Below are 21772 nucleotides of genomic sequence, written 5' to 3' on the forward strand. Positions count from 1 at the left end.
CCACCCTGGCTAGAAAGATCCACAAAGTGAATCCAACCTCTCGAGCATTCGTAACGTGAATGAAACGCTTCATTTACTTACTGCAAAAGCAGGTTCAACTCAGAACTCAAGGGTGATCTTCAATATCTTCGCTTATTCCGGGCTTTCACCATCCCCGGTTCGCTAAAAATAAGTGTGTGAAGAATTTACTTTCCCTGTCATCGTCTAATTTCATAATGAATAGTATTGTTAAAAAATTATATGCGAAAAAAGTGTTCAAAGTCAAGGAATCGTTTAAATTTCCTCTTCCACTCTCTCATTTAATTCTATTTCAGTCGCATCCACTTCATAATCCAGAAGATGATCCCAATCGTCATTGTCCAGTAAATCGAGCTGTGCACCGACAAGCATTTTGAAACGCGTCCGGAATACTTTGGATTGCTTTTTCAAATCCTCAATATCCATCGCTATTTTCCTTGCTTTAACGAGTGACTCATTGACGATCCTGTCCGCGTTTTTCTCTGCTTCCTTTATGATCAGTTTCGCTTCTTTTTGGGCATTGCGCCTTAATTCTTCAGCTGCTTCCTGAGCGACAATAATCGACTTGTTAAGTGTACCCTCAATTGTCGTAAAATGTCCCAAACGATCAAAAGTCTCGTTCAGTTTATCTTCAAGTTCCTTCTTCTCCCTCAAAATCAGTTCATAATCTTTAATGACCTGGTCGAGAAATTCATTTACTTCATCTTCATCATACCCACGAAATACTTTGTTAAATTCCTTGTTATGTATATCTATCGGGGTTAAGGGCATTACGGCACCTCCAGAACGGTTTCTACTCTAGTATGTTAAAACTCTATATTCGACAATAAATTTATAAATCCTGCTTTTTATCGAATTATTTTTGTCTGCCTAACGAGATTCTCCACTTATCCTTCTTGGTTTTCCCATCGATTGAAGCTATTTTACATCTGCCAAAACCTCTGATGGAAAGTGTATCACCTTCGCGGCATTCTTCCGAGACGTTTTCCGTTTGCTTGAAATTCACCTTTACTTTTCCTGACGTTATCAAGGCCTGCGTTTTTTGACGGGACATGTTCAGGACGGATGATAGCACACTGTCAAGCCTAAGGGAACTGACGGTGGTTACTTGCTCTTCCCATTTTTCTTTAACTTGGACGATTTCCTCGATCGGAAGCCGTCTGATGGAAACAGAAGCATTACCCATTTTCTCAAGATTCCCTGTGAGATATGAATCCATCTCCTCGGCAGCTATAAATTGAGTATGCTCCTCCGTCACTATTATATCACCAAATTTTTCACGTTTTACCCCTAGTGACATCAAGGTTCCAAGTATTTGCCTATGTTCAAGCGTAACAAACTTTTTTGGATAGGAGATATCGTATAAGGAGATATTGAAATCCGATGGTTCAGGAGAGTAATAATCAGGGTAAATGAGTACACGCTTTCGCTCTACGAAATCGCCCCCGCCATTAAATTGCAGTTTCGCATCCGGATCATTCCCCAATAGGGAAGTAAGAATTTCCTGCTGACGCGGATCAAGAAAATCAGATAGTTTCGGAGCGTAGGAATTTTTAACCTGATCGATCCAATTCATGGCCTGGTCAATAAAATCCTTTTCCTCCGGCCTGAAATGCTGATAAATACTCATGATTGAATGAATGCTCCTTAGTTATCAAATAATGGACGATCATAAGGAATTGATTAAACGGCTCTGCGTTGCTACTACACAGCGGAGAATCTTCCGACTGTGTAGTAAGATCATGTCAGGTTAGTTGTTGATCATCCTATTAAAGTCTGTAAGTAATAGATTCCATAACCGCTGGCAAAATTAAGTACCAGCAAAGCCACAAGAGGCGAAAGATCGATCATGCCTAGCGGCGGGATGAACTTTCTGAACGGTTCTAAATACGGTTCGCAAATCTTTTCCAGAAATTGACCAATCGATGTCTCCCTTGCATTGGGGAACCATGACATCAATATGTAACCGATTAATGCCATTGAATAAATTTCAATTAAATAATATAAACCCTGAAGCACTAAACCCATTAACCATTACCACCTCGCTTCTTCGTACTCCTCTTCGGCGGCGAAGCCGGTAATATTACCGGAAACATCGACGTTGTCCGGGGTACATAAGAATATATCTGTTCCGATTTTTTGGATATCCCCGCTGATTGCATAAACAGTCCCACTTAGAAAATCAATGATTCGCTTCCCTTGGTCATGCTGGATTCGTTGAAGGTTCACGACTACAGCGCGCCTGTTTTTTAAATGGTCAGCTACCTCCTGGGCTTCTGCATAAGCACGAGGCTCCAATAATACTACTTTAGAAGATTTCTGTACGCTTTGCAAACTTACGATATTCTGATTGGCATGATTCCCTGCAGAAGCGGACTGATGCTGTTTAGCTGACTTCACGACTTTTGGTTCAGCCTCCTCTTCTTCCATCACTTCATCCTTGTACTCATACTCATCATCCAGCGCGAAATAAGATTTAAATTTTGATACGAACGACATCTATAGGGTACCTCCTTAAAATTATTCGCCTACAAGTGCTGTACCAATCCTGATCATTGTAGCGCCTTCCTCAATGGCAATCATGAAATCATTGGACATCCCCATGGACAACTCCGTACAGGGGGCATGCTCTAACTCTAAATTTTGTATTTCAACCTGGATGCCTTTCAATTTTCGGAAGCATTCCCGCAAAACCTGTTCTTCATCGGTCAGTGGAGCCATCGTCATCAATCCTGCAACATTCACCTTATCAAACTTGGATAATCCTTTGATGAAATCCATCGTCTCCTCAGGACCTAGGCCATGTTTTGATTCCTCACCAGAAACATTCACCTGCACTAAACAGTTTATCGGCTCATTTGCACGTTTTTGAATTTCTTCTGCCAAAGAAATGCGATCCAATGAGTGGATATACGAAATTTTATCGATGACATTCTTTACTTTGCGTGTTTGCATGGAACCGATATAATGCCAGTTGGGCTTGTCCTTCAGCACTTCATATTTAGTCAAAAGCCCTTCGTCACGGTTTTCACCCAAATCAAGTATTCCCGCTTCCAATGCTTCATTCGCTCTCCCGACCGAAACATATTTCGTCACTGCGATCAACTTTATCCCTTCACGGTCCCTTCCACTATTCTCACATGCTCTATTTATTTTTTCTTCGATGTTTTTTAAATTGTCCACTACTTTCACTGTTACTCTAAATCCTCCTTCCAACCGATAAAACTCATCAACCTGCCTGTCTTCCCGTTATCACGGCGATGTGAAAAAAACAATTCATGATCACAGCTTGTACAGTATGATGTAACTTCGATCTGACTTTTTGGAATTCCTGATTTTTGAAGAATCAATGCATTAAGTTGCTTAAGGTCTAACTGATATTGTCCTTCACTGATTAAATTATAGGGCTTTTCGTCAATATCTACCAGCAAATTATGCACTAAATCCATGACATAATCATCAACTACATAGCATTTCGAACAAATCGACGGTCCAATAACAGCAAATATCTCACTTGCTTTTATACCCTCACTCCGCCATGCCTCAACCATTTTTCGTGCAATTCCATTAACCGTACCCTTCCAGCCAGCATGTGCCACACCAATCATACCATGTGCCGGAGCAAGAAAGTATAAGGGCACGCAGTCTGCGTAGCAAAGGGTCAATAGAACATCTGGGTCCTTCGTATAGAATCCATCAGTCGCTTTAAAGGCTGAATCATAATCCGTGGCACCTCTTCCGCCATCGCGGCTGGTAACTTTATGGATCTTCGTTTCATGTGTCTGCTCGGCACCTATCCATTCATTAAGCGGAAACATCAGCTTATCAGCTATGATCCTGCGGTTTCCCTGGACGTCTTCAAGTTTATCACCGACATGAAAACCGGTATTCAATGTTTGAAAATCACCTGTACTAACTCCCCCGTTTTTTGTGGTGAAGCCCGCTACGAGCTGGAGATTTTTTTGTCTCCAGCTGTCAATGAGCATATATTGGTCTTTTATTAAAACAAATGGCTCTTTCATGCTATAAACCTCTTTATTTTTAGTCTAGTGTATCATATATTTGCGCCAAGCACCCTTAAAACCGTTCATCTTTCACTTCTGCTTGAAAAACAGTCTGATGCTCAACAAGTATGACATCCGCACCGATTTTTTTTATTTTACGCCATGGGATCACAATATCCTGTTCCCTTCCAAAAAAACCCATCAATCTAGTTCCATTTGAAACGATGATGGCCTCTATTTTCCCCGTGGCCGTATTTATTTCAAGATCTGACATATTACCTAATTTCTTACCATCCGCTATATTGACGATATCCTTAATTTGAAATTCGGAAATCCTGGTCACATCACTCAGCTCCTCAAAATTTCATCATAGATGAAGGTCCTATTCCTATGTATATGACATAATGCGCTAAAGGATGAAGAATACGATAAATAAACGTCCATTCGATCACGATCCCTTCCGGAAGGGATTTTCAACAAAATAAAAAAGCCGCTATGGATAAGTAGCCGTTAAGCGGGTATTGACATTTTTGCCCTACCCGCTTCAGCTAACTTTTTCTCATGCTCAGCTTCTACTGTTGGATATTTTTATTCATTTGTTTGATTGCCGCTTTTTCCAATCGGGAGACCTGTGCTTGTGAAATGCCGATTTCCTCGGCTACCTCCATTTGCGTCTTCCCTTGGAAAAACCGTTTGCGAAGGATCATTTTTTCCCGGTCATTCAACCGTCTCATGCCTTCATTTATAGCTATTTCATCAATCCAGGTACTATCTTTATTTTTTTCATCACTCAGTTGGTCGAGTACATAAATCGGATCCCCGCCATCATTATAAATCGGTTCAAAAAGTGAAACTGGATCTTGTATAGCATCTAGTGCAAAAACAATTTCTTCATGAGGTACTTCCAACACCTTGGCGATTTCTTCAGCTGTCGGCTCACGAAGGGTTTGGCTTATGAGCTTTTCTTTTACTTGCAAAGCTTTATAAGCGATGTCTCTTAAAGAACGGGATACCCGAATCGGATTATTGTCACGAAGATATCTTCTGATTTCTCCAATAATCATCGGAACAGCATACGTTGAAAACTTAACATTTTGACCTAGGTCAAAGTTATCTATCGACTTCATCAACCCTATACAGCCTACCTGAAATAGATCATCTACATACTCTCCCCGATTGTTGAAGCGTTGAATGACGCTTAGAACGAGTCGAAGATTCCCGTTTACCAGTTTCTCTCTTGCTGAAATATCGCCATCTTGCAGTTCTTTAAAGAGTTTTCTCATTTCTTCATTCTTTAAAACCGGTAATTTTGATGTATCCACACCGCAGATTTCAACCTTATTACGAGACAAAATTATTCCCTCCTCACAGGAGCGCTGTACAAAAAACAGTATTTCCGCGGGAGGAAAAAATATGCACATGGCTAGAAGGGAAAATCCCCATTATTTTTCAATATAGCCACAAAAGTATTGATTTGATTGACATTTAAGCACTTTATTTTTTTACACCATTTTATTAAATTCTTTACGAAGCCTCTTAATAATCCTTTTTTCCAAACGTGAAATGTAAGATTGGGAAATCCCTAGCATGTCGGCAACATCCTTTTGGGTTTTTTCTTCTCCGCCTGCAAGCCCAAAACGGAGTTCCATTATCTGTTTTTCACGTTCGGATAACTGTGTAAGTGCTTTTGTCAGCAGCTTCCGGTCAACGTTTGCCTCAAGGTCTTTCGTGATAATGTCATCGTCCGTTCCAAGTACATCGGATAACAGAAGTTCATTTCCATCCCAATCAATATTCAGAGGTTCATCAAAAGAAACTTCAGAACGGATTTTGTTATTTCTTCGTAAATACATTAATATTTCATTCTCGATGCATCTCGAAGCATATGTAGCCAGTTTTATTTTCTTCTCAGGATTGAATGTATTCACAGCTTTGATCAAACCTATGGTACCAATGCTGATTAAATCCTCAATATTGATGCCAGTATTTTCGAATTTCCTGGCAATATATACCACCAGCCTTAAATTACGTTCAATCAAGATCGAACGTGCAGCTTCATCACCATTGGGTAATTTATTGATCAGTATTGCCTCTTCTTCCTTCGAAAGGGGCGGCGGCAGTGCCTCACTCCCTCCTATATAAAATATTTCGTCCGTTTTCAATCCGAGCTTGAACAATAGTTTGTACCACAAATAAGTGAGCCGAAGAATGAATTTCTTCAAAATAATTCTCCCTTCTAATAAACGGATTATGGGTCAAATTAAAGAGTGAATTGATGGTTCAGGAGGCATTTTGCACCGGTATCCCGGTTAACATTTTCGGGTGAACGATAGATTGATAGCTATTGTCGGGAGAGAGTTGCTGGAAGGTAAACGAAACGAGACCCTGCTTGACATGAAATTCTTTTTCTCCTTGAACGATTTTAATGTAATCCGGTTTGATTGCGGTTAAAAGCTGATGTTCATGACCCACGACTTTATAAGGGATGACACGCATTCTTCCTGTCCATGAATATTCGGGCTGCATTTCCTGACTAATCAGGTTATCAGGGTTTTTAAAGAGCTCTAGCATATCGTCCGGTATTCCTGCTTCCCCTCCTGAAAGAGAGATGATCATTACTGGGGAACGTGTAATCGGATCATATAATTGATTGCCGCTATCCACCAATCCATGAAATTTCCCTTCAAAGTCAGAAATTTTAACCGAGACCGAAACCATTTGTTCATGTGTAAGCTTGGTCATCTCCATCCCTTCAAGTGTTCGTTTGGAAAATTGCCATGCGAGCGGGAACCCGATCATTACGAATATCCAGCTGACAGGATCGCCAAAACGGTTGATTCCTGCATATTGACCAGGGTCCTTGGACACGATTTGGAATTCAAATAAGTAGTGAAGTCCCAGAAGGATTCCTCCCGATAAAAACGTCACGAAATATAAAGTGGCCACCGATTTCATGAAAAGTTTCAACCTATTAAACCCAAAGGTTGCCAGCACCATGACAAGGGATACTAAAATCTTCATGTACACCCGGTCGGCAATTGCATAAAAAGGAGTGAATGCCAATACGATAATGAAGGAACCAATCAACCCGCCGATGCATACCCGCCAAAGAGCTACCCTTCGTTTGAGAATGATTGCGGTCCAATATAAAAGGAGGCAGTCAAATAACCAATTCAACAACCAGATCACATCTAAATATAAAGTCAAACACCCTCCCCTCCTTTTATTAACAAACCTTCCACTAGCAAAAAGTATAGCGTACCTGCCCTTAGAAAGTGTGTCACTTTTTGTACTGAAAACTTAAGAGTTTTTCAGTCATTTTTACACTTTTTGTAGAAAAACAGCCATTGATATTTTCAATACTGTCTTAGAGACTATCCTGCTCCCTTTTACTTCTGTCGATTTATGTTATAAAAGTTTAATAATTAATTGCTCTCTCTTCTTTTTACATTAATGAATGAAAGTGAACAAATGATGGGGACTCCCTTCTGACAAGACACTCCATCCAGCACAATTCCGTCTTCCAGCTCACAGGACATTCAGACAATCCTGGATCCAATAACGCAGATTTCATTTATCACTTAGAATCGAGTGATAAAGCTCGAGAAACACCCATTATTATAAGGTCAATTGACACAATTGCTTTTAAGTATTCATTTTATTAACGACAAAAAACCGTCCCCAAATGGGAACGGCATATCACGTCGGTATTAACGGCGTCTATTACGGTTACGGAGGAAGGTTGGAATATCCAGGGCCTCATCACCTTGATTGGCATTACGTGCAGGCTGTTCATTGACTTCTTCTCTCTTCACTTCACGCTTCACGCTTGGCTGTGGCGTTTGTTGTGTCTGAGGTCTTGATTGCTGTTGTTGTCCGAGTGTTGGACGTCCAGTAGGACGTATTGAAGCTTCAACCTCGTTAAAGCCTGTTGCAATTACCGTAACGACGATTTCATCTTTAAGGTTTTCATTGATGACCGAACCAAAAATCATGTTGACGTCTTGATCGGATGCAGTAGCCACGATATCGGCCGCTTCCTGGACTTCAAAAAGACTTAGGTTCGTGCCACCTGTAATATTCATCAGTACGCCTTGGGCACCATCAATCGATGTTTCAAGCAACGGACTGGAAATGGCTTTTTTCGCCGCTTCCGCCGCACGGTTTTCCCCTGAGGAAATCCCGATTCCCATAAGTGCGGAACCTTTGTTGGACATGATCGTCTTCACATCGGCAAAGTCCAAGTTAATAAGACCTGGAACAGCAATCAAATCTGAAATCCCTTGTACACCTTGGCGAAGTACATTATCGGCTTCACGGAATGCTTCAAGCATCGGCGTGCTTTTATCGACGATTTCAAGGAGGCGGTCGTTCGGAATGACGATCAGTGTGTCAACCGATTCCTTCATGGATGAAATGCCGCCTTGAGCCTGTGTTGCACGTTTTCGGCCTTCGAAAGTAAATGGACGTGTAACTACACCCACTGTAAGAGCCCCTAGATCTTTAGCAATGCCCGCTATTACAGGAGCAGCCCCTGTTCCCGTACCGCCGCCCATTCCAGCCGTTACGAAAACCATATCGGCACCTTTAAGCGCCTCTTCAATCTGCTCTTTGCTTTCTTCAGCAGCTTTTTTTCCTACCTCGGGATTGGCACCTGCTCCCAAACCACGTGTAAGCTTCCCACCGATTTGCATTTTGATTTCTGCTTTTGATAGATTAAGAGCCTGTGCGTCAGTATTGACAGAAATAAACTCAACACCCTGTACACCATGCTCGATCATTCTGTTTACCGCATTGTTTCCGCCGCCGCCAACACCTATTACTTTTATCGTTGCTAATTGTTCTAGATTAGAATCAAACTCCAACATGACAATCCTCCTATTTTGACGAAATTCCCGATTCTTAATGATTGTTATTCAAAAAAGTAACCCAGGATTTTTTTGAATTTAGATTCACCTTTTTCACCTTGTTTTTTAGCCGTGTTCTCTTTGCTTTTCTGAGAAACCTTCTGGCTGCGCTGGTCGTTATCTTCTTGAGCTTGTCCAGCTGCTACAGGAGTTTTATTAGCGGTGTTTTTTTGCATTCTCTCTTTCTTGCATGCGTGTTTAATCAAACCAACAGCTGTCGTGTATTGGGGTTCCCTGACACCGATGTAATTCGGTTCAGCTGTCCTTACTCGGTTTTGGAACACATATTGAGCTAGCTCAAGGACTCCCGGCATCTTGACGACGCCCCCGGTCAACACGAAACCACCTGGTATATCCTGGAATCCAAGTCTCTTCAAATCATCTTGAATCAACTCGAATATTTCGGTCACCCGCGCCTCAATGATATCCGAAAGCATTAACTGGTTGCAGGTCTGCTGCTGATCGCTGCCGATGATCGGTATTTGGAATATTTCATCTTCAGACGCGTCATCATAAAAGGCATGTCCATGCTTTACTTTTATTTTCTCAGCTTCCTCCATCGTTGTCCTTAGAACGATGGAGAGGTCCTTCGTAAGTGTTTCCCCGCCTATAGGTATCACAGACGTATATTGTAAATAGCCTTGTTCGAAAATTGCCAGAGTCGTGGAACCACCGCCAATATCGACAAGTGCCACACCAAGTTCTTTTTCATCCTTGGATAAAACAAGGGAACCTGCGGCTAACGGCTGAAGGGCGATATCGGTTATTTCCAACCCTGCCTTTTCCACACAGCGCAGTGTGTTATGTAAAATTGTCCGAAGACCTGTGATTAAAATCCCTCTCATTTCCAACCGGACACCTATCATGCCCCTTGGATCACTGATTTCATCAAGTTCATCAACTTTGTAGTGAATCGGCACCACGTCGATGATTTCCCTGTCGGATGGTATCGTTATTAACTCCGCTGCTTCCCTAACACGGAAAACGTCATGCTCGGTAATCTCTTTATTGTCACTGGATACCGCTACTACCCCATGACATGGCTGAAGCGTCACGTGATTTCCGCTTATGCCGACGATTACCTTTTTTATCTCCATCCCTATCATCCGTTCTGCTTGCTCTATAGCCTTTTGAATGGATTGGACGGTTTCATCAATACCGACGATCGAACCCTTTTTGAGCCCTTCTGATTTAACATTTCCTACGCCGATTATATTTAATGTGTCATTGACCATTTCCCCAATGATAACTTTTACACTGGATGTACCGATGTCAAGACTTACGTATATTTCGTTGCTGTTCATTCCATGGCACCTCCTTCAGTTTTATACATGTATTAGTAGAATAACATTTTTTATATCGAAGTCTTATACATTATAGAATAACAGAACTGATTACAACAACTCGTGAATTTCATAGATAAGCGGTTCATTTTGTATTTCCCGAACAAAACTCGTAGATTTCACACTTTATGGTGCTTATTGTTCGCTTCTCAACGAGACTGATCTACTCAATAAACTAGATACTGCCATAAACTATTCGTCATTTATAACTTAATTCCCTTTAAAATTATAGATTTTTTTTCTGCTTTTTCCGGGAAATGGACCATTTTTCAATTAGGATCCTTCTAATCAGGGCGATATTTTGAAAGAGCCTTACACCGAACACAAAGATTGCGGCTAAATATAAGTCTACACCAAGATGTACACCTAGAAAAGCCAAACCTGCGGCTAAAATAATATTAAAGAAGAATCCTGTTACAAATACAACTTCATCATAAAGATTTTGCAAATGAGCCCGTATGCCCCCAAATAAGGTATCAAAAGCAGCAAGCACGGCAATGGAAAGATAATTTGAATATTCATGGGGAATATCAAAATCCACCAAAAAACCAAGGGTGATTCCAATCAACAGTCCAAAAACTGGAAGCCACATTACGATCCCCCCCCATCCATAACGGGTTCCATATGTTCCACATTAATAGCATTTTGGTAGGCCGGCAATGTCAACTCACCGGAAGGCACTTTGATCTGCACTTCAAAATTATCTATAAAGAAATCATCCATAAGTTCGGAACCTTCAATGCGTTGCTTCAGTTTCTTTGGATTAACGGTTATTGCCCGTATTTCGACCGGGTAATGAACAAGAGGATACCCGTCCATTTTCGGCTGCCCATTAATATCACGGATAACCGATGTTGATATATACCTTTGTCCTGAAATGGAAATTTCGTCAGCTCCATACCTATACATTTCATTAATGAGCCGAATGATCAAAACAGGTGAAATATACTCGACCCTCTCACCAAGAAGGATATCTGCTTTGATAGGCTGTATAGATACGATGACCCCCTTACCTTTAATTTCGGTCAAACCTGCGTCTGTCTTTAATTCGGTCAGGGTGTCACGCAATACTTCTTCTTTACTCTCATTTTTCTTTGTTTCATAGGATGCTATTTTTCCCTCAAGCTTTCTGATACCCTCTATTAAATCCGCCTGGGTCTGCTGTTCTTTCAATAAATCATTTTTCAGCTCCCACATATCCCTTGTATCGGAAACGACAGGCTGATTCACCAAATTGAATTGAATAGCGAGCATGAAGCCAGCAATCAACGTAACCAAACTAAAAGAAAGCTTTTTTTTCATTTCCAGTTTCTCACCAATCTTTCATCGAATACGGCGGTCTGATCACCCTCCAATAATTGGATCAAAAATGATATTCTTTTGCTTTTCCACTGTAAAGATAATATTCTCATTAACCAGTTGTTCCTTGATGCCACCGGGTAAGTCCAGTGAAGCACCCAGGACATCCGGGTCCCCAATCGCAGATATGATGAAGGGAGCAGGATGCTGATGGCCATCGATTGTAATCACAGGCCCATTACAGATTATGTATGAATCATGATTTAACCTTTGACCGTTAATCGCAACAGCCTCTGCACCTGATATGTATAGTTCATTGACGACTTTGAAGACATGCTGTTCATGGACGAGGTAATTATTAACATTGGCTTCTGAATCCATATCCGTACCATCTTCAAGAGTCACCTGCAGGCCAGAGCCTTTTACTTTCACTTTCCCGAGAAACATACGGTATTTTTCCGTATCCTTTGCCAAATTGAAAAAAAGCTGCTTTTCCTGCGCTAGGTCTTTTTCAATTTTGGATACATTTTCTTGCTTCTGAAGGAGTTCCTTCTGAAGTTCCCGGTTCTGCTTCTCCTGTTCGATCAGCTGCTGCCTGAGCTCATATTCCTGATCCCAGGCTTTGTCCTTCCCTGCACCTTCACGTTTTTTGGTCAGATTGTAAGAGAAGGCAATCATGAATCCGAGCACCACGCAAACCAGGGGCAAAACCACCCGCTTGCCATTAATTTTCCTCATTAGTGTCTTCCTTTTGTTCAGCGTCTTCATATGCCTTAAAATAAGAACCCACTTCCAGATCGATGACTCCCTTTACATTCGGATCCAACTGGCTGACAATTGATGGATAGTGAATCATTTTCTCGTATAAAGTCCGGCTTGTCGCACTTACTTCAAACCCATCGTTCATAAACATGACGATATGGTAGACATCAGTTTTGGTTGGAGAGTAATGAATTTCTGAAATGGCATTCTGAATCTCGACAGGAAGCTTGTCCAGCTCTTCTAAAAGCAACTTTAATGCTTTACCCTCTTTGAAACCAATTAAAACAGGGGCAAATACTGGAATTTCGCCTGTTGCCAACTCCTCTAAAACGGACCCGTTTTCCAAAATGGGTGCAAACTTCCCATTATTGGACAGATATGCCATCCTATTATGTTCCGAAACCGTAATTTTTATCGAATTAGGAAATATCGGTGTCACCTTAACGCTTTTTATTTCTTGATTTTTTTTGATATTGGCTGCAGCTTCCCCTGTATCAACCTTCCAGATGCTTCGATCCTTCTTCACCTTACTCAATTTAATGATCTGTTTGGAAGTAATATAACGATTCCCCTCTACCTGCACGGATTTCACATAGCTTAACGGGGATAAGAAATAAAGCACACAAGCAACCAGAATGAAGAAAAGGGAAAGCAAAAGAACAAGCCGCCTGTTTGCTTTGCTTTTTCTTAATTGTTTTAATTTCGGGATGCGGTCCTCAATGGAAACGATTTTCCCCTTTTCCATCCCCTTCACCTCTTCCTGAAAAAATGGATGGTTCTTGACAGTGCGAATCAAGAGAAACTCTATATTTGGTTATTAGCAAACTTTAAAAGGTAACACATTATATCACAATATTTGGATATAATGAATCCCATTATTTTCTGCCGATAATTTCCACTTCTGTTTCCATTTCAACTTCAAATTTATCATACACAGTATCCTTAACATGCTGTATCAAAGCTTGAACATCCGCTGCACTTCCATTACCTGTGTTAACGATAAAGTTTCCGTGCATCGGTGAAATCTGAGCTCCGCCAATAGAATGTCCCTTCAGGCCTGCATTCTCGACCAATTTACCAGCATGGTGTGGAAGTGGATTCCTGAATATGCTCCCGGCACATGGAAGATTATACGGCTGGGTTTCTTTACGATAATTCTTGTTATTCTGCATTCTTTCAACGATTTCGGTTCTATCACCCTCTGTCAATTGAAAAATTGCTTCGAGTACGATACCTGGTCTTTTCTTCTGAAGCAGAGAAGTTCGATAAGAAAACTCCATTTCTTCTTTTGAAAGCCAAGCTAGAGTTCCATCTTCAAAAAGAACATGTGCCTCTTTGAGAATTTCACTCATATCGGAACCGTGTGCACCAGCGTTCATATAGACTGCTCCGCCGACGGAACCAGGAATCCCACTGGCAAATTCCAATCCTGCATATCCTTTTTTACTGATTTGTACGGACAGGCTGACAAGTGATACCCCAGCTCCTGCTTTTATCTCCGGGCCATTTATCTCGAGATGATCAAGTCCTTTACCCAATTTAAGCACGGCACCTTCAATTCCGCCATCACTGACAAGTAGGTTCGAGCCCCTGCCGATCACCGTCCATGGAATCCCATTTTCTTTGATGACCTTCATTGTTTTTTCTATATTTTCAATGGATGACGGCACGATGAATAAATCAGCCGGCCCCCCAATTTTCATAGTTGTATGATTTGCAAGCGGTTCCTGTTCAAGAACTTTGCCGATTTTCATTTCAGTTAATTGCTTTATCACATTATCCATGATAAACCTCCTTGTTGTTCCAAAAATTCCAAGTTATAATTTTCATTTCCTCTTCCATGAGGTCACTTATATTACAAGATTAATAACGCCTTTTTAGCAGAAAAATGAACAGAAGCAAGCCCCAGTACGGCCTAACCCTCTTATACTATAGTCTAAACAAAGACGTATTGCCAATATTTATTGTGGATTCCTCAACATTCATACCTGGTAATATTTAAGCGACATTTCATTTATTTCTAAATTCCGGCATGGCGCCATCCAAAATCGTATTCCTGCAAGGGTTTTCAACGTAAAAAAAGGAAGCCCTGCATTTAACAGAACTTCCCTTTTGCCAAACCATATATTTCACTTATTTTCAGAACCTTGAATAACGGCTAATATTCAGGAGCACCCCAATCGCCATCAACATGAGCGTCAGTGATGAACCGCCATAACTTAAGAGGGGCAAGGTGATACCCGTAACTGGCATCAAACCCGTTACCACACCTATATTGATCATCACTTGAATGGCGACCATTGCAATGATTCCCACCGCTACAAGGCTCCCATATAAATCAGGGGCACCGAGTGCGATCCGAATGCCCCGCCAAAGCATGAGCGCAAATAATAAAATGACCAGGGAACCCCCGATGAACCCAAGTTCCTCGGAAAGTATGGCAAAGATGAAATCAGTCTGCGGTTCTGGTAAATAGAAAAACTTTTGGCGGCTTTGCCCGAGTCCCAATCCGAACAATCCCCCGGGTCCGATTGCATAAAACGATTGAATCATTTGAAATCCACTGCCCAAAGGGTCTTCCCAAGGATCCAGAAAAGACGTGATCCTTTTTATCCGGTAGGGCGCTGACAAAATCAGACCGATAAAACCTGCTACCCCGATTAGCCCCAAGCCGACAAAATGACTGATTTTTGCCCCGGATATAAAAATCATAACGATGCACGTTCCAACCATCACCGTTCCCGTTCCAAGGTCCGGCTGTAACATGATCAATCCAAATGCCAAAAACACTATACCCAAGGATGGAAGCATCCCTTTTTTAAAGGAGGTGATCAGCTTTTGCCGTTCTGATAAAAACTTAGCTAAAAAAGCGATCATCGCCAACTTCATGAACTCAGAGGGTTGCACCGAAAAGGCACCTACACCAATCCAGCTCCTCGAACCATTTCTCGCCATCCCTATACCTGGTACAAGCACAGCCAGTAACATAATGAAACAAATGATGATAAGGATTTTGGCCCATGTCCGCCATGTCCAGTAATCTACATTCATGATGAAAAACATGGCTATGACACCAACGCAGGCAAACAGCAACTGCCTTTTAGCAAAATAAAACGAATCATCAAATTTATATGTTGCCCAAATGGCACTCGCGCTGTAAACCATGATTAATCCGACAGTCAAAAGACTTAAGGTGACGATAATGAGAATGAGATCAGGATTCGATTTTTTTAATGGCACGGACATCCACCTCTAGGAAGTTTTTCGAGCCTGCGAATATAAACATCAGTGCTGATTGCTTGTCAGCACTTTAGTCAAAAAAAAAGCGATAACGGCTCATTATCGCTTTTTTCCATGGTGTCAACGTAGAAGCATGTTCACTTCTCTCTGCGAAAGCTCTTACTTAAGTTTATGCACGGCCTCCATAAACATGTCTCCTCTTTGCTCAAAAGTTTTATATTGATCCCAGCTTGCACAAGCAGGGGAGAGAAGAATGCAGTCGCCTTCATCTGATAATTCAAATGCAGCCGGCACGGCCTTTTCTACATTATCGACACGTTTTATATTCGCTATTCCTAATTCTTTGGCTACCCGTTCAATTTTTTCTGCCGTTTCACCAAAAGTTATCACGGCTTTGACATTTTTCATCGCCGGTTTCAACTCATCAAATTCATTTCCGCGATCCAAACCGCCCGCCAATAAGATGACAGGTTCCGTAAAGGAAGTTAGCGCTTTGGATGCTGCAAGAATGTTCGTCGCTTTCGAATCATTATAAAATTTACGGTTATCGATCGTTGCCACAAACTGCAGACGGTGCTCCACACCATAAAAAGTTTTCAGTACAGTCTGAATGGCTTCATTAGCTACACCCTTCAGTTTGGCCGCTGAGATGGCCGCGAGCACATTTTCCAAATTATGCTTCCCAGGAAGGGCTATCTCTGAAACTGCAATGATTTTTTCTCCTCGGAAACTGGCGGCACCATCTTCCACATAGGCTCCATTCTCATGTTTCACTTCAGCTGAAAAAGGAACAAGTTCAGCCTTGGTCTTTTTCGCCATGGACAAAACAAGATCTTGATCTGCATTATAAATCATGAAATCTGAGGCTATTTGATTTTTCGTAATGGCTGCTTTCGCTTCGACATATTCCTGTTTGGAACTGTGATAATCCAAATGTGCATCATACAAATTCGTCACGATTGAGATTTCAGGTCGAAATTCGTCTATTCCCATTAGCTGAAATGATGATAATTCAATGACGATCGAGTCATCGGGTTTTGCATTTTCAGCAACTCCAGAGGCCACTGTCCCGATATTACCGGCAATCAGCGGGGATTTTTCACCGGCCTTCAACATTTCGTATATCAATGTTGTCGTGGTCGTTTTCCCATTTGTACCAGTGATCCCTAGGAAAGGTGCTTCACTTATCTGATAGGCCAGTTCAACTTCCGTGATAACAGGGATCCCTTTTTCCAATGCCCCTTTTACGATTGGGTTCCGATAGGGGATTCCCGGGTTTTTCACGATTAGCTCGAAACCCTCATCAAGAAGCTCGATCGGATGACTGCCGCAGATGACTTTGATTCCCTGTTCAAGAAGTCCTTGAGCCTCAGGATTTTCCGATAATGGCTTCATGTCATTAACCGTCACGAAAGCACCTAATTTATGTAGAAGCGAAGCTGCGATCACTCCGCTTTTTGCCAAACCCAATACTAATATCTTTTTCTCTGAATACTTTGCAGTCTCTTTCAATTATATCCACACCTCTAAATAGATTCCGAGTACCGCACACAGCAGCCCCACTGTCCAGAAAGTCACGACGACGCGCCATTCCGACCAGCCGGAAAGCTCATAATGGTGGTGAAGCGGACTCATTTTAAAAATACGTTTACCAGTCGTTTTAAAAGACCCTACCTGCAGGATGACCGAGAGCGTCTCAATCACGAAGACTCCGCCGATGATCACCAGGAGGATTTCAAGCTTCGTTAACAAGGCGATGGTTGCGATCGCTCCCCCAAGGGCCAAGGAACCCGTATCCCCCATGAAAACCTTTGCCGGATGTGCATTGAATACCAAAAACCCGAGTACCGCACCGACAACCGCCACCGAAAAAATAGCGACATCATATTGTGACTGACTCCAGGCCAAAATGGCAAAAGCACCAAAAGCAATGGCAGATGTTCCTGAGACAAGTCCATCAAGCCCATCCGTCAAATTGACGGCATTCGAAAAACCTACGAGCCAGAAAATAACGATAAACAGATAAAACCAGCCAAAATCAAAAGCAAAATCAGTACCTGGAATCGTCAATTCAGGATTAAAACGGTCTGTCTGCTTAAAGACGAAGTAAAAGATGACAGAAATCACAATTTGTCCAAGCAGTTTTTGCTTGGAAGTCAATCCTAGGTTTCGCTTCATGACCACTTTGATGAAATCATCCAGGAAACCTAATAAACCAAAACCTAACGTAACGAATAATAATAAATACGTTTCGGTTGAAGGTGCCGAAAATTTCAAAGTCATGACTAGTGTAGCGATGGTGACGGATAATAATATGACCAAACCGCCCATGGTGGGTGTTCCTGTTTTCTTCAGATGCGATTGTGGGCCTTCTTCCCTAATACTTTGCCCGAATTTCAATCTTCTTAAAAACGGGATGAAAATCGGCGAAAGAAGAACGGTTACTAAAAACGCCACCAAAATCGTATAAAAAATCACTTGTTCCAACATTCCTTACTCCCTCATTCCTAACACAATTCAAATATAAAATCTGCTTGATGTCTTTTCTTAATTGTTCCATGGCAATTTCAGCTTTGGTTCAAACTGAACCCAAACGACTTTGAATCGCCTTTTCCGCTTCTTCACGGTCATCGAAGTGAAGCACTTCGCCACCGACCAATTGATAGGTTTCATGACCTTTTCCGGCTATTAATATAACGTCGCCCTCTTCCGCCTTGGAAACAGCGTAAGCTATCGCCTGCCTGCGGTCTTCAATAACCGTATATTCCTTGCCCACTACACCAGCTTCCATATCCCGGAGGATCTGGGCAGCATCTTCACTGCGCGGATTATCCGAAGTGAAGATCGGGTCAGTCGCCAAGCTGCATGCAATTTCGGCCATGATGGGACGCTTTGTCTTGTCTCGGTCCCCGCCGCAGCCCACTATCACGAAAATTTTCTTTCTGGCAAACTCACCAACAGTCTTTAGAACATTTTCTAAACTGTCCGGAGTATGGGCATAGTCAACAATGACAGGGAAGTCCTGATTCGCTGTAATGAGCTCAAAACGGCCTGCAACACCTTTTATATCCTCGATGGATCTAATTGTCTCATCTAGATCGTTACCGGCGCACAAAGCAGCAGAGATGGCAGAGAGAACATTATAAACACTGAATTTACCAATTAGCTTCAGCTGAATGTAACGCTCTTCTTTACCTGCTGTCAAGGTGAACGATGTGCCATTTGCATCAATTTGTATATCCTTGGCCCTGATATCTGCTTCTTTGTCTATGCCGTATGTCACGACTGTAGCAGCAGTCGCTTTAATGAAATCAGCTGTTGCCTCATCATCAGCATTAAGCACAGCATATTTAGGACGATTTTCTATGTAAGCATTGCCGAGCTGTGAGAAAAACAAGGATTTTGCTTGCCTGTATCTGTCCATGGTTTTATGAAAATCCAAATGATCTTGTGTGAGATTCGTAAAGACGGCAATATCATAATCACAGCCATGGACGCGTCCAAGCTCAAGTGCATGCGATGAAACTTCCATAATGGCAGTGGTAACGGATGCTTCGACCATTTCATGAAAAGCCTTCTGCAGCGTAACGCTATCTGGCGTCGTATTCTTAGTTTCATACACCGTATCGGCAATTTTTGTATACATCGTGCCAATCAAGCCTGTTTTTTCTTGTCGATCCTCGAAAATCTTTTCCAATAAGTGACTGGTCGTCGTCTTTCCATTCGTACCTGTAATTCCGATCAAGCGCATCTTTTGAGTCGGATGGCCATAGAATGCATCGGCAAGCACCGCCATCGCCCTGCTCGAATCCCTGACCACGATCACGGGAACATCGAGGTCAAGCGGCCTTTCGGCAATGACTGCTGCAGCTCCATGTTCTACAGCAAGTTGGGCAAAATCATGACCATCGACTGTATAACCTTTTATACAAACAAATAAACTTCCGTCTATGACTTTACGGTTATCATTTTCAATGGAGGTGATTTCAGGATTTTCTCCTTCATACGTAAATAAGGAGTGTAAATAAGATAGTAATTTGTGAAGCTTCATTTTTCCATCCCTCTCAACTTAATTTGAGGATTCATTATATGTGATTAGCCTTGGCTTGTCGAGAAACCAATTTCAATTATACGGGGTTATCCCGACTCCGTAAACAAAGCGGCTGATGATTCTTCAGCCGCTTTAACTATTCATATATTATATTATACTTATTCTGTATTTTCGCCAAGATAAATTCTTATGGTGGAGCCTTGTTTTAATTTAACACCTGGATCCGGGGCTTGATTTATGACTTTATCCCCATTGCCGGCAATATCCACCTTAAGGTCGATGAGCTGGGTTTGCAACTCTTTTTTGCTGAGACCAACAACGTCAGGTACCTCGACCATGACTGGATCCGTCCAGACCGTTTCCTTCTCGATCTGGTTTTTCCTTGGCTTGACCCCCATGGCCCTAAGCGAATCCTCCATGATATTCCCAACGATCGGTGCGGCAACGACCCCGCCGAACTGTACCGTTCCTTTAGGGTTATCCACTGCTATATAAACGACGATTTGCGGATCATCCGCTGGAGCGACCCCAATGAATGAGAGAATATAATTATTTTCAAGGTATCTGCCATTTTCAGCTTTTTGGGCTGTACCCGTTTTACCGCCGACTCGGTACGACTCCACGAATGCTCCTTTACCGCTACCTTGTGCGACAACGGATTCAAGTGCTTCACGGACTTTCTTAGAGGTTGCTTCCGAAATCACTTTTTTCTTCGCCTGCGGGGTCTTTCGCATCAGCACTTCCCCATTTTTTGGATTCACAAGTTCCTTCGCGATATAAGGTGTATACAAAGTTCCGCCATTCACAGCCGCCGATACCGCTGTCACCTGCTGAATGGGCGTTACGGCTACACCTTGTCCAAACGCTGTCGTTGCCTGCTCAACCGGACCCACTTGATCCATGTTGAACATGATTCCTTTTCCTTCGCCAGTTAAATCAATCCCCGTCTTTTGCCCAAACCCAAAATCATTTATATATTTAAACAGCTTGTCTTTACCAAGCCGGTTCCCTAATTCTACAAAACCAGGGTTACATGAGTTCTCGACAACTTCAAGAAAAGTTTGGTCCCCATGTCCTCCTCTTTTCCAGCAATGCAGTGTAGACCCTGACACTTCCACATGTCCGGAATCATAAAAATGTTCCTTTTGTAAGTCGACCTTCCCTTCCTCAAGTGCCGCAGCAAGCGTGATGATTTTAAAAGTCGAACCTGGTTCATATACACTCCAAACTGGTAAATTGCGATTATACACTTCTGAAGGTACATTTTGGAAATTAGCCGGATCGAAGGTTGGCCTGCTTGACATTGCCAATATTTCCCCTGTATTCGGGTCCATCGCAATGGCAATTATACCATCGGGATCATATGTCGCCTCCGCATTATCGAGCTCCCTCTCCACAATTGTCTGGATTTTGCTATCGATGGTTAGCTTCAAGTTATCACCATCAACAGGGGGCTTATAGTCATCGGCCATATTTTCAAGTCTTTTCCCTTTAGCATCTGAGTAAAATTTAACGAATCCTTTTTCCCCGCTTAGTTCCTTATCATATGACAATTCAATACCCATCAACCCTTGATTGTCAGAGCCTGTAAAGCCAAGAACATGCGAAAGGTATTCACCAAATGGGTAATGGCGCTTAGAATCTTCAGCGATATAAACGCCCTTTATCCCTAATGCTTTAATTTCCTTCGCCTTTTCATGAGATATCTTTCTGCCTTCCGGAATTCTGACGCTCATCGCCTGTTTCGTTAACCATTGATAAGCCTTTTCCTTTGTCATATCCAATATTGAAGCAAGCTGTTCCGCCGTCTCCCCAGGATTCTCAATCTGTCTTGGGATGACATAGACTGTTGGCGCAGATATATTCGTTGCCAGCTCAACACCATTCCGATCCAGAATTTCTCCTCGTTTAGCTTCAAAAGGAATATTCCTGCTCCAGGAATCTTTAGCCAGCCCCGTCAACTTATCCCCTAGATAAAACTGTACAATTCCCAATCGGATATCAATGATAAAAAAAACAACGATACCGATCGCCAATGCGATTGCCAGCCGTTTTCGGACAGTAACATTCGAAACACGCAAAAACAGGCACCTCCATTTCATACATGCTTCAATATATGCTTGTCTACTCGATGCTAGACTACAAACT

At 42.1% G+C, this 21772-nt stretch carries 22 protein-coding genes; all 22 read right to left on the reverse strand.

Annotated elements, in window-relative coordinates:
• Positions 1-273: 273 nt before the first annotated feature.
• On the reverse strand, positions 274-789 hold the full coding sequence (locus BW986_RS07395; RefSeq protein WP_034313857.1) for a DivIVA domain-containing protein: 516 nt from the start codon (positions 787-789) through the stop codon (positions 274-276).
• Positions 790-874: 85 nt separating this feature from the next.
• The gene (locus BW986_RS07400) at positions 875-1648 is read right to left on the reverse strand and encodes a YlmH family RNA-binding protein (RefSeq protein WP_076366645.1); all 774 of its coding nucleotides are present in this window, start codon (positions 1646-1648) and stop codon (positions 875-877) included.
• Between the two features lie 131 nt (positions 1649-1779).
• Positions 1780-2046: a YggT family protein gene (locus tag BW986_RS07405; RefSeq protein ID WP_053345253.1), complete on the reverse strand. Its 267-nt coding sequence runs from the start codon at positions 2044-2046 to the stop codon at positions 1780-1782.
• A gap of 6 nt (positions 2047-2052) precedes the next feature.
• On the reverse strand, positions 2053-2517 hold the full coding sequence (locus BW986_RS07410; RefSeq protein WP_076366647.1) for a cell division protein SepF: 465 nt from the start codon (positions 2515-2517) through the stop codon (positions 2053-2055).
• Positions 2518-2538: 21 nt separating this feature from the next.
• The gene (locus tag BW986_RS07415) at positions 2539-3210 is read right to left on the reverse strand and encodes a YggS family pyridoxal phosphate-dependent enzyme (RefSeq protein WP_076366649.1); all 672 of its coding nucleotides are present in this window, start codon (positions 3208-3210) and stop codon (positions 2539-2541) included.
• A 2-nt stretch (positions 3211-3212) separates the two neighbouring features.
• A complete protein-coding gene (gene pgeF / locus BW986_RS07420; RefSeq protein ID WP_076366651.1) occupies positions 3213-4040 on the reverse strand; it encodes a peptidoglycan editing factor PgeF in 828 nt (275 codons plus the stop codon).
• Positions 4041-4095: 55 nt separating this feature from the next.
• Complete coding sequence (locus tag BW986_RS07425) at positions 4096-4365, reverse strand: YlmC/YmxH family sporulation protein (protein WP_076366653.1); 270 nt, start codon at positions 4363-4365, stop codon at positions 4096-4098.
• Positions 4366-4594: 229 nt separating this feature from the next.
• Complete coding sequence (gene sigG / locus BW986_RS07430; protein WP_034313871.1) at positions 4595-5374, reverse strand: RNA polymerase sporulation sigma factor SigG; 780 nt, start codon at positions 5372-5374, stop codon at positions 4595-4597.
• Between the two features lie 150 nt (positions 5375-5524).
• Positions 5525-6244, reverse strand: coding sequence for an RNA polymerase sporulation sigma factor SigE (sigE, locus tag BW986_RS07435; protein ID WP_076366655.1), 720 nt, complete (start codon positions 6242-6244; stop codon positions 5525-5527).
• Positions 6245-6302: 58 nt separating this feature from the next.
• Positions 6303-7229, reverse strand: coding sequence for a sigma-E processing peptidase SpoIIGA (gene spoIIGA, locus BW986_RS07440; protein ID WP_076366656.1), 927 nt, complete (start codon positions 7227-7229; stop codon positions 6303-6305).
• Positions 7230-7732: 503 nt separating this feature from the next.
• Entirely contained in the window at positions 7733-8890 is a 1158-nt protein-coding gene (gene ftsZ / locus BW986_RS07445) for a cell division protein FtsZ (RefSeq protein WP_076366658.1), read from the reverse strand.
• Positions 8891-8934: 44 nt separating this feature from the next.
• Positions 8935-10233 carry a cell division protein FtsA gene (gene ftsA, locus BW986_RS07450; protein ID WP_076366660.1) on the reverse strand — a complete coding sequence of 433 codons (1299 nt, stop codon included), beginning with the start codon at positions 10231-10233 and terminating at the stop codon, positions 8935-8937.
• Positions 10234-10498: 265 nt separating this feature from the next.
• Positions 10499-10864 (reverse strand): small basic family protein, encoded by a 366-nt coding sequence (locus BW986_RS07455; RefSeq protein WP_076366662.1) that lies wholly within the window; start codon positions 10862-10864, stop codon positions 10499-10501.
• Positions 10864-11574 carry a DUF881 domain-containing protein gene (locus tag BW986_RS07460; protein WP_081395534.1) on the reverse strand — a complete coding sequence of 237 codons (711 nt, stop codon included), beginning with the start codon at positions 11572-11574 and terminating at the stop codon, positions 10864-10866. The genes BW986_RS07455 and BW986_RS07460 overlap by 1 nt, the downstream gene beginning before the upstream one ends.
• A 42-nt stretch (positions 11575-11616) precedes the next feature.
• Positions 11617-12309: a DUF881 domain-containing protein gene (locus BW986_RS07465; RefSeq protein ID WP_081395535.1), complete on the reverse strand. Its 693-nt coding sequence runs from the start codon at positions 12307-12309 to the stop codon at positions 11617-11619.
• On the reverse strand, positions 12296-13078 hold the full coding sequence (locus BW986_RS07470; protein ID WP_076366668.1) for a cell division protein FtsQ/DivIB: 783 nt from the start codon (positions 13076-13078) through the stop codon (positions 12296-12298). Before BW986_RS07470 ends, BW986_RS07465 begins: the two co-directional genes overlap by 14 nt.
• A 130-nt stretch (positions 13079-13208) precedes the next feature.
• A complete protein-coding gene (gene murB / locus BW986_RS07475; protein WP_076366670.1) occupies positions 13209-14117 on the reverse strand; it encodes a UDP-N-acetylmuramate dehydrogenase in 909 nt (302 codons plus the stop codon).
• Positions 14118-14472: 355 nt separating this feature from the next.
• The gene (gene spoVE, locus BW986_RS07480) at positions 14473-15573 is read right to left on the reverse strand and encodes a stage V sporulation protein E (protein WP_142244549.1); all 1101 of its coding nucleotides are present in this window, start codon (positions 15571-15573) and stop codon (positions 14473-14475) included.
• A 159-nt stretch (positions 15574-15732) separates the two neighbouring features.
• Positions 15733-17085 (reverse strand): UDP-N-acetylmuramoyl-L-alanine--D-glutamate ligase, encoded by a 1353-nt coding sequence (gene murD, locus BW986_RS07485; protein WP_076366674.1) that lies wholly within the window; start codon positions 17083-17085, stop codon positions 15733-15735.
• The gene (mraY, locus tag BW986_RS07490) at positions 17086-18063 is read right to left on the reverse strand and encodes a phospho-N-acetylmuramoyl-pentapeptide-transferase (protein WP_034313901.1); all 978 of its coding nucleotides are present in this window, start codon (positions 18061-18063) and stop codon (positions 17086-17088) included. It abuts the gene before it with no gap.
• Between the two features lie 88 nt (positions 18064-18151).
• The gene (locus tag BW986_RS07495) at positions 18152-19624 is read right to left on the reverse strand and encodes a UDP-N-acetylmuramoyl-L-alanyl-D-glutamate--2,6-diaminopimelate ligase (RefSeq protein WP_076366676.1); all 1473 of its coding nucleotides are present in this window, start codon (positions 19622-19624) and stop codon (positions 18152-18154) included.
• 158 nt (positions 19625-19782) lie between these two features.
• A complete protein-coding gene (locus tag BW986_RS07500) occupies positions 19783-21705 on the reverse strand; it encodes a stage V sporulation protein D (RefSeq protein ID WP_076366678.1) in 1923 nt (640 codons plus the stop codon).
• Positions 21706-21772 lie beyond the last annotated feature (67 nt).

Origin of the sequence: Peribacillus simplex (genome assembly GCF_900156045.1) — a bacterium.
GTDB classification, from domain to species: Bacteria; Bacillota; Bacilli; order Bacillales; family DSM-1321; genus Peribacillus; species Peribacillus simplex_D.

What these genes read in the sequence shown, in the direction of transcription:
- BW986_RS07395 (WP_034313857.1), bottom strand. Translation starts at nt 789, where the DNA reads ATGCCCTTAACCCCGATAGATATACATAACAAGGAATTTAACAAAGTA.
- BW986_RS07400 (WP_076366645.1), bottom strand. Translation starts at nt 1,648, where the DNA reads ATGAGTATTTATCAGCATTTCAGGCCGGAGGAAAAGGATTTTATTGAC.
- BW986_RS07405 (WP_053345253.1), bottom strand. Translation starts at nt 2,046, where the DNA reads ATGGGTTTAGTGCTTCAGGGTTTATATTATTTAATTGAAATTTATTCA.
- BW986_RS07410 (WP_076366647.1), bottom strand. Translation starts at nt 2,517, where the DNA reads ATGTCGTTCGTATCAAAATTTAAATCTTATTTCGCGCTGGATGATGAG.
- pgeF (WP_076366651.1), bottom strand. Translation starts at nt 4,040, where the DNA reads ATGAAAGAGCCATTTGTTTTAATAAAAGACCAATATATGCTCATTGAC.
- ftsZ (WP_076366658.1), bottom strand. Translation starts at nt 8,890, where the DNA reads ATGTTGGAGTTTGATTCTAATCTAGAACAATTAGCAACGATAAAAGTA.
- ftsA (WP_076366660.1), bottom strand. Translation starts at nt 10,233, where the DNA reads ATGAACAGCAACGAAATATACGTAAGTCTTGACATCGGTACATCCAGT.
- BW986_RS07455 (WP_076366662.1), bottom strand. Translation starts at nt 10,864, where the DNA reads ATGTGGCTTCCAGTTTTTGGACTGTTGATTGGAATCACCCTTGGTTTT.
- BW986_RS07460 (WP_081395534.1), bottom strand. Translation starts at nt 11,574, where the DNA reads ATGAAAAAAAAGCTTTCTTTTAGTTTGGTTACGTTGATTGCTGGCTTC.
- BW986_RS07465 (WP_081395535.1), bottom strand. Translation starts at nt 12,309, where the DNA reads ATGAGGAAAATTAATGGCAAGCGGGTGGTTTTGCCCCTGGTTTGCGTG.
- BW986_RS07470 (WP_076366668.1), bottom strand. Translation starts at nt 13,078, where the DNA reads ATGGAAAAGGGGAAAATCGTTTCCATTGAGGACCGCATCCCGAAATTA.
- murB (WP_076366670.1), bottom strand. Translation starts at nt 14,117, where the DNA reads ATGGATAATGTGATAAAGCAATTAACTGAAATGAAAATCGGCAAAGTT.
- mraY (WP_034313901.1), bottom strand. Translation starts at nt 18,063, where the DNA reads ATGTTGGAACAAGTGATTTTTTATACGATTTTGGTGGCGTTTTTAGTA.
- BW986_RS07495 (WP_076366676.1), bottom strand. Translation starts at nt 19,624, where the DNA reads ATGAAGCTTCACAAATTACTATCTTATTTACACTCCTTATTTACGTAT.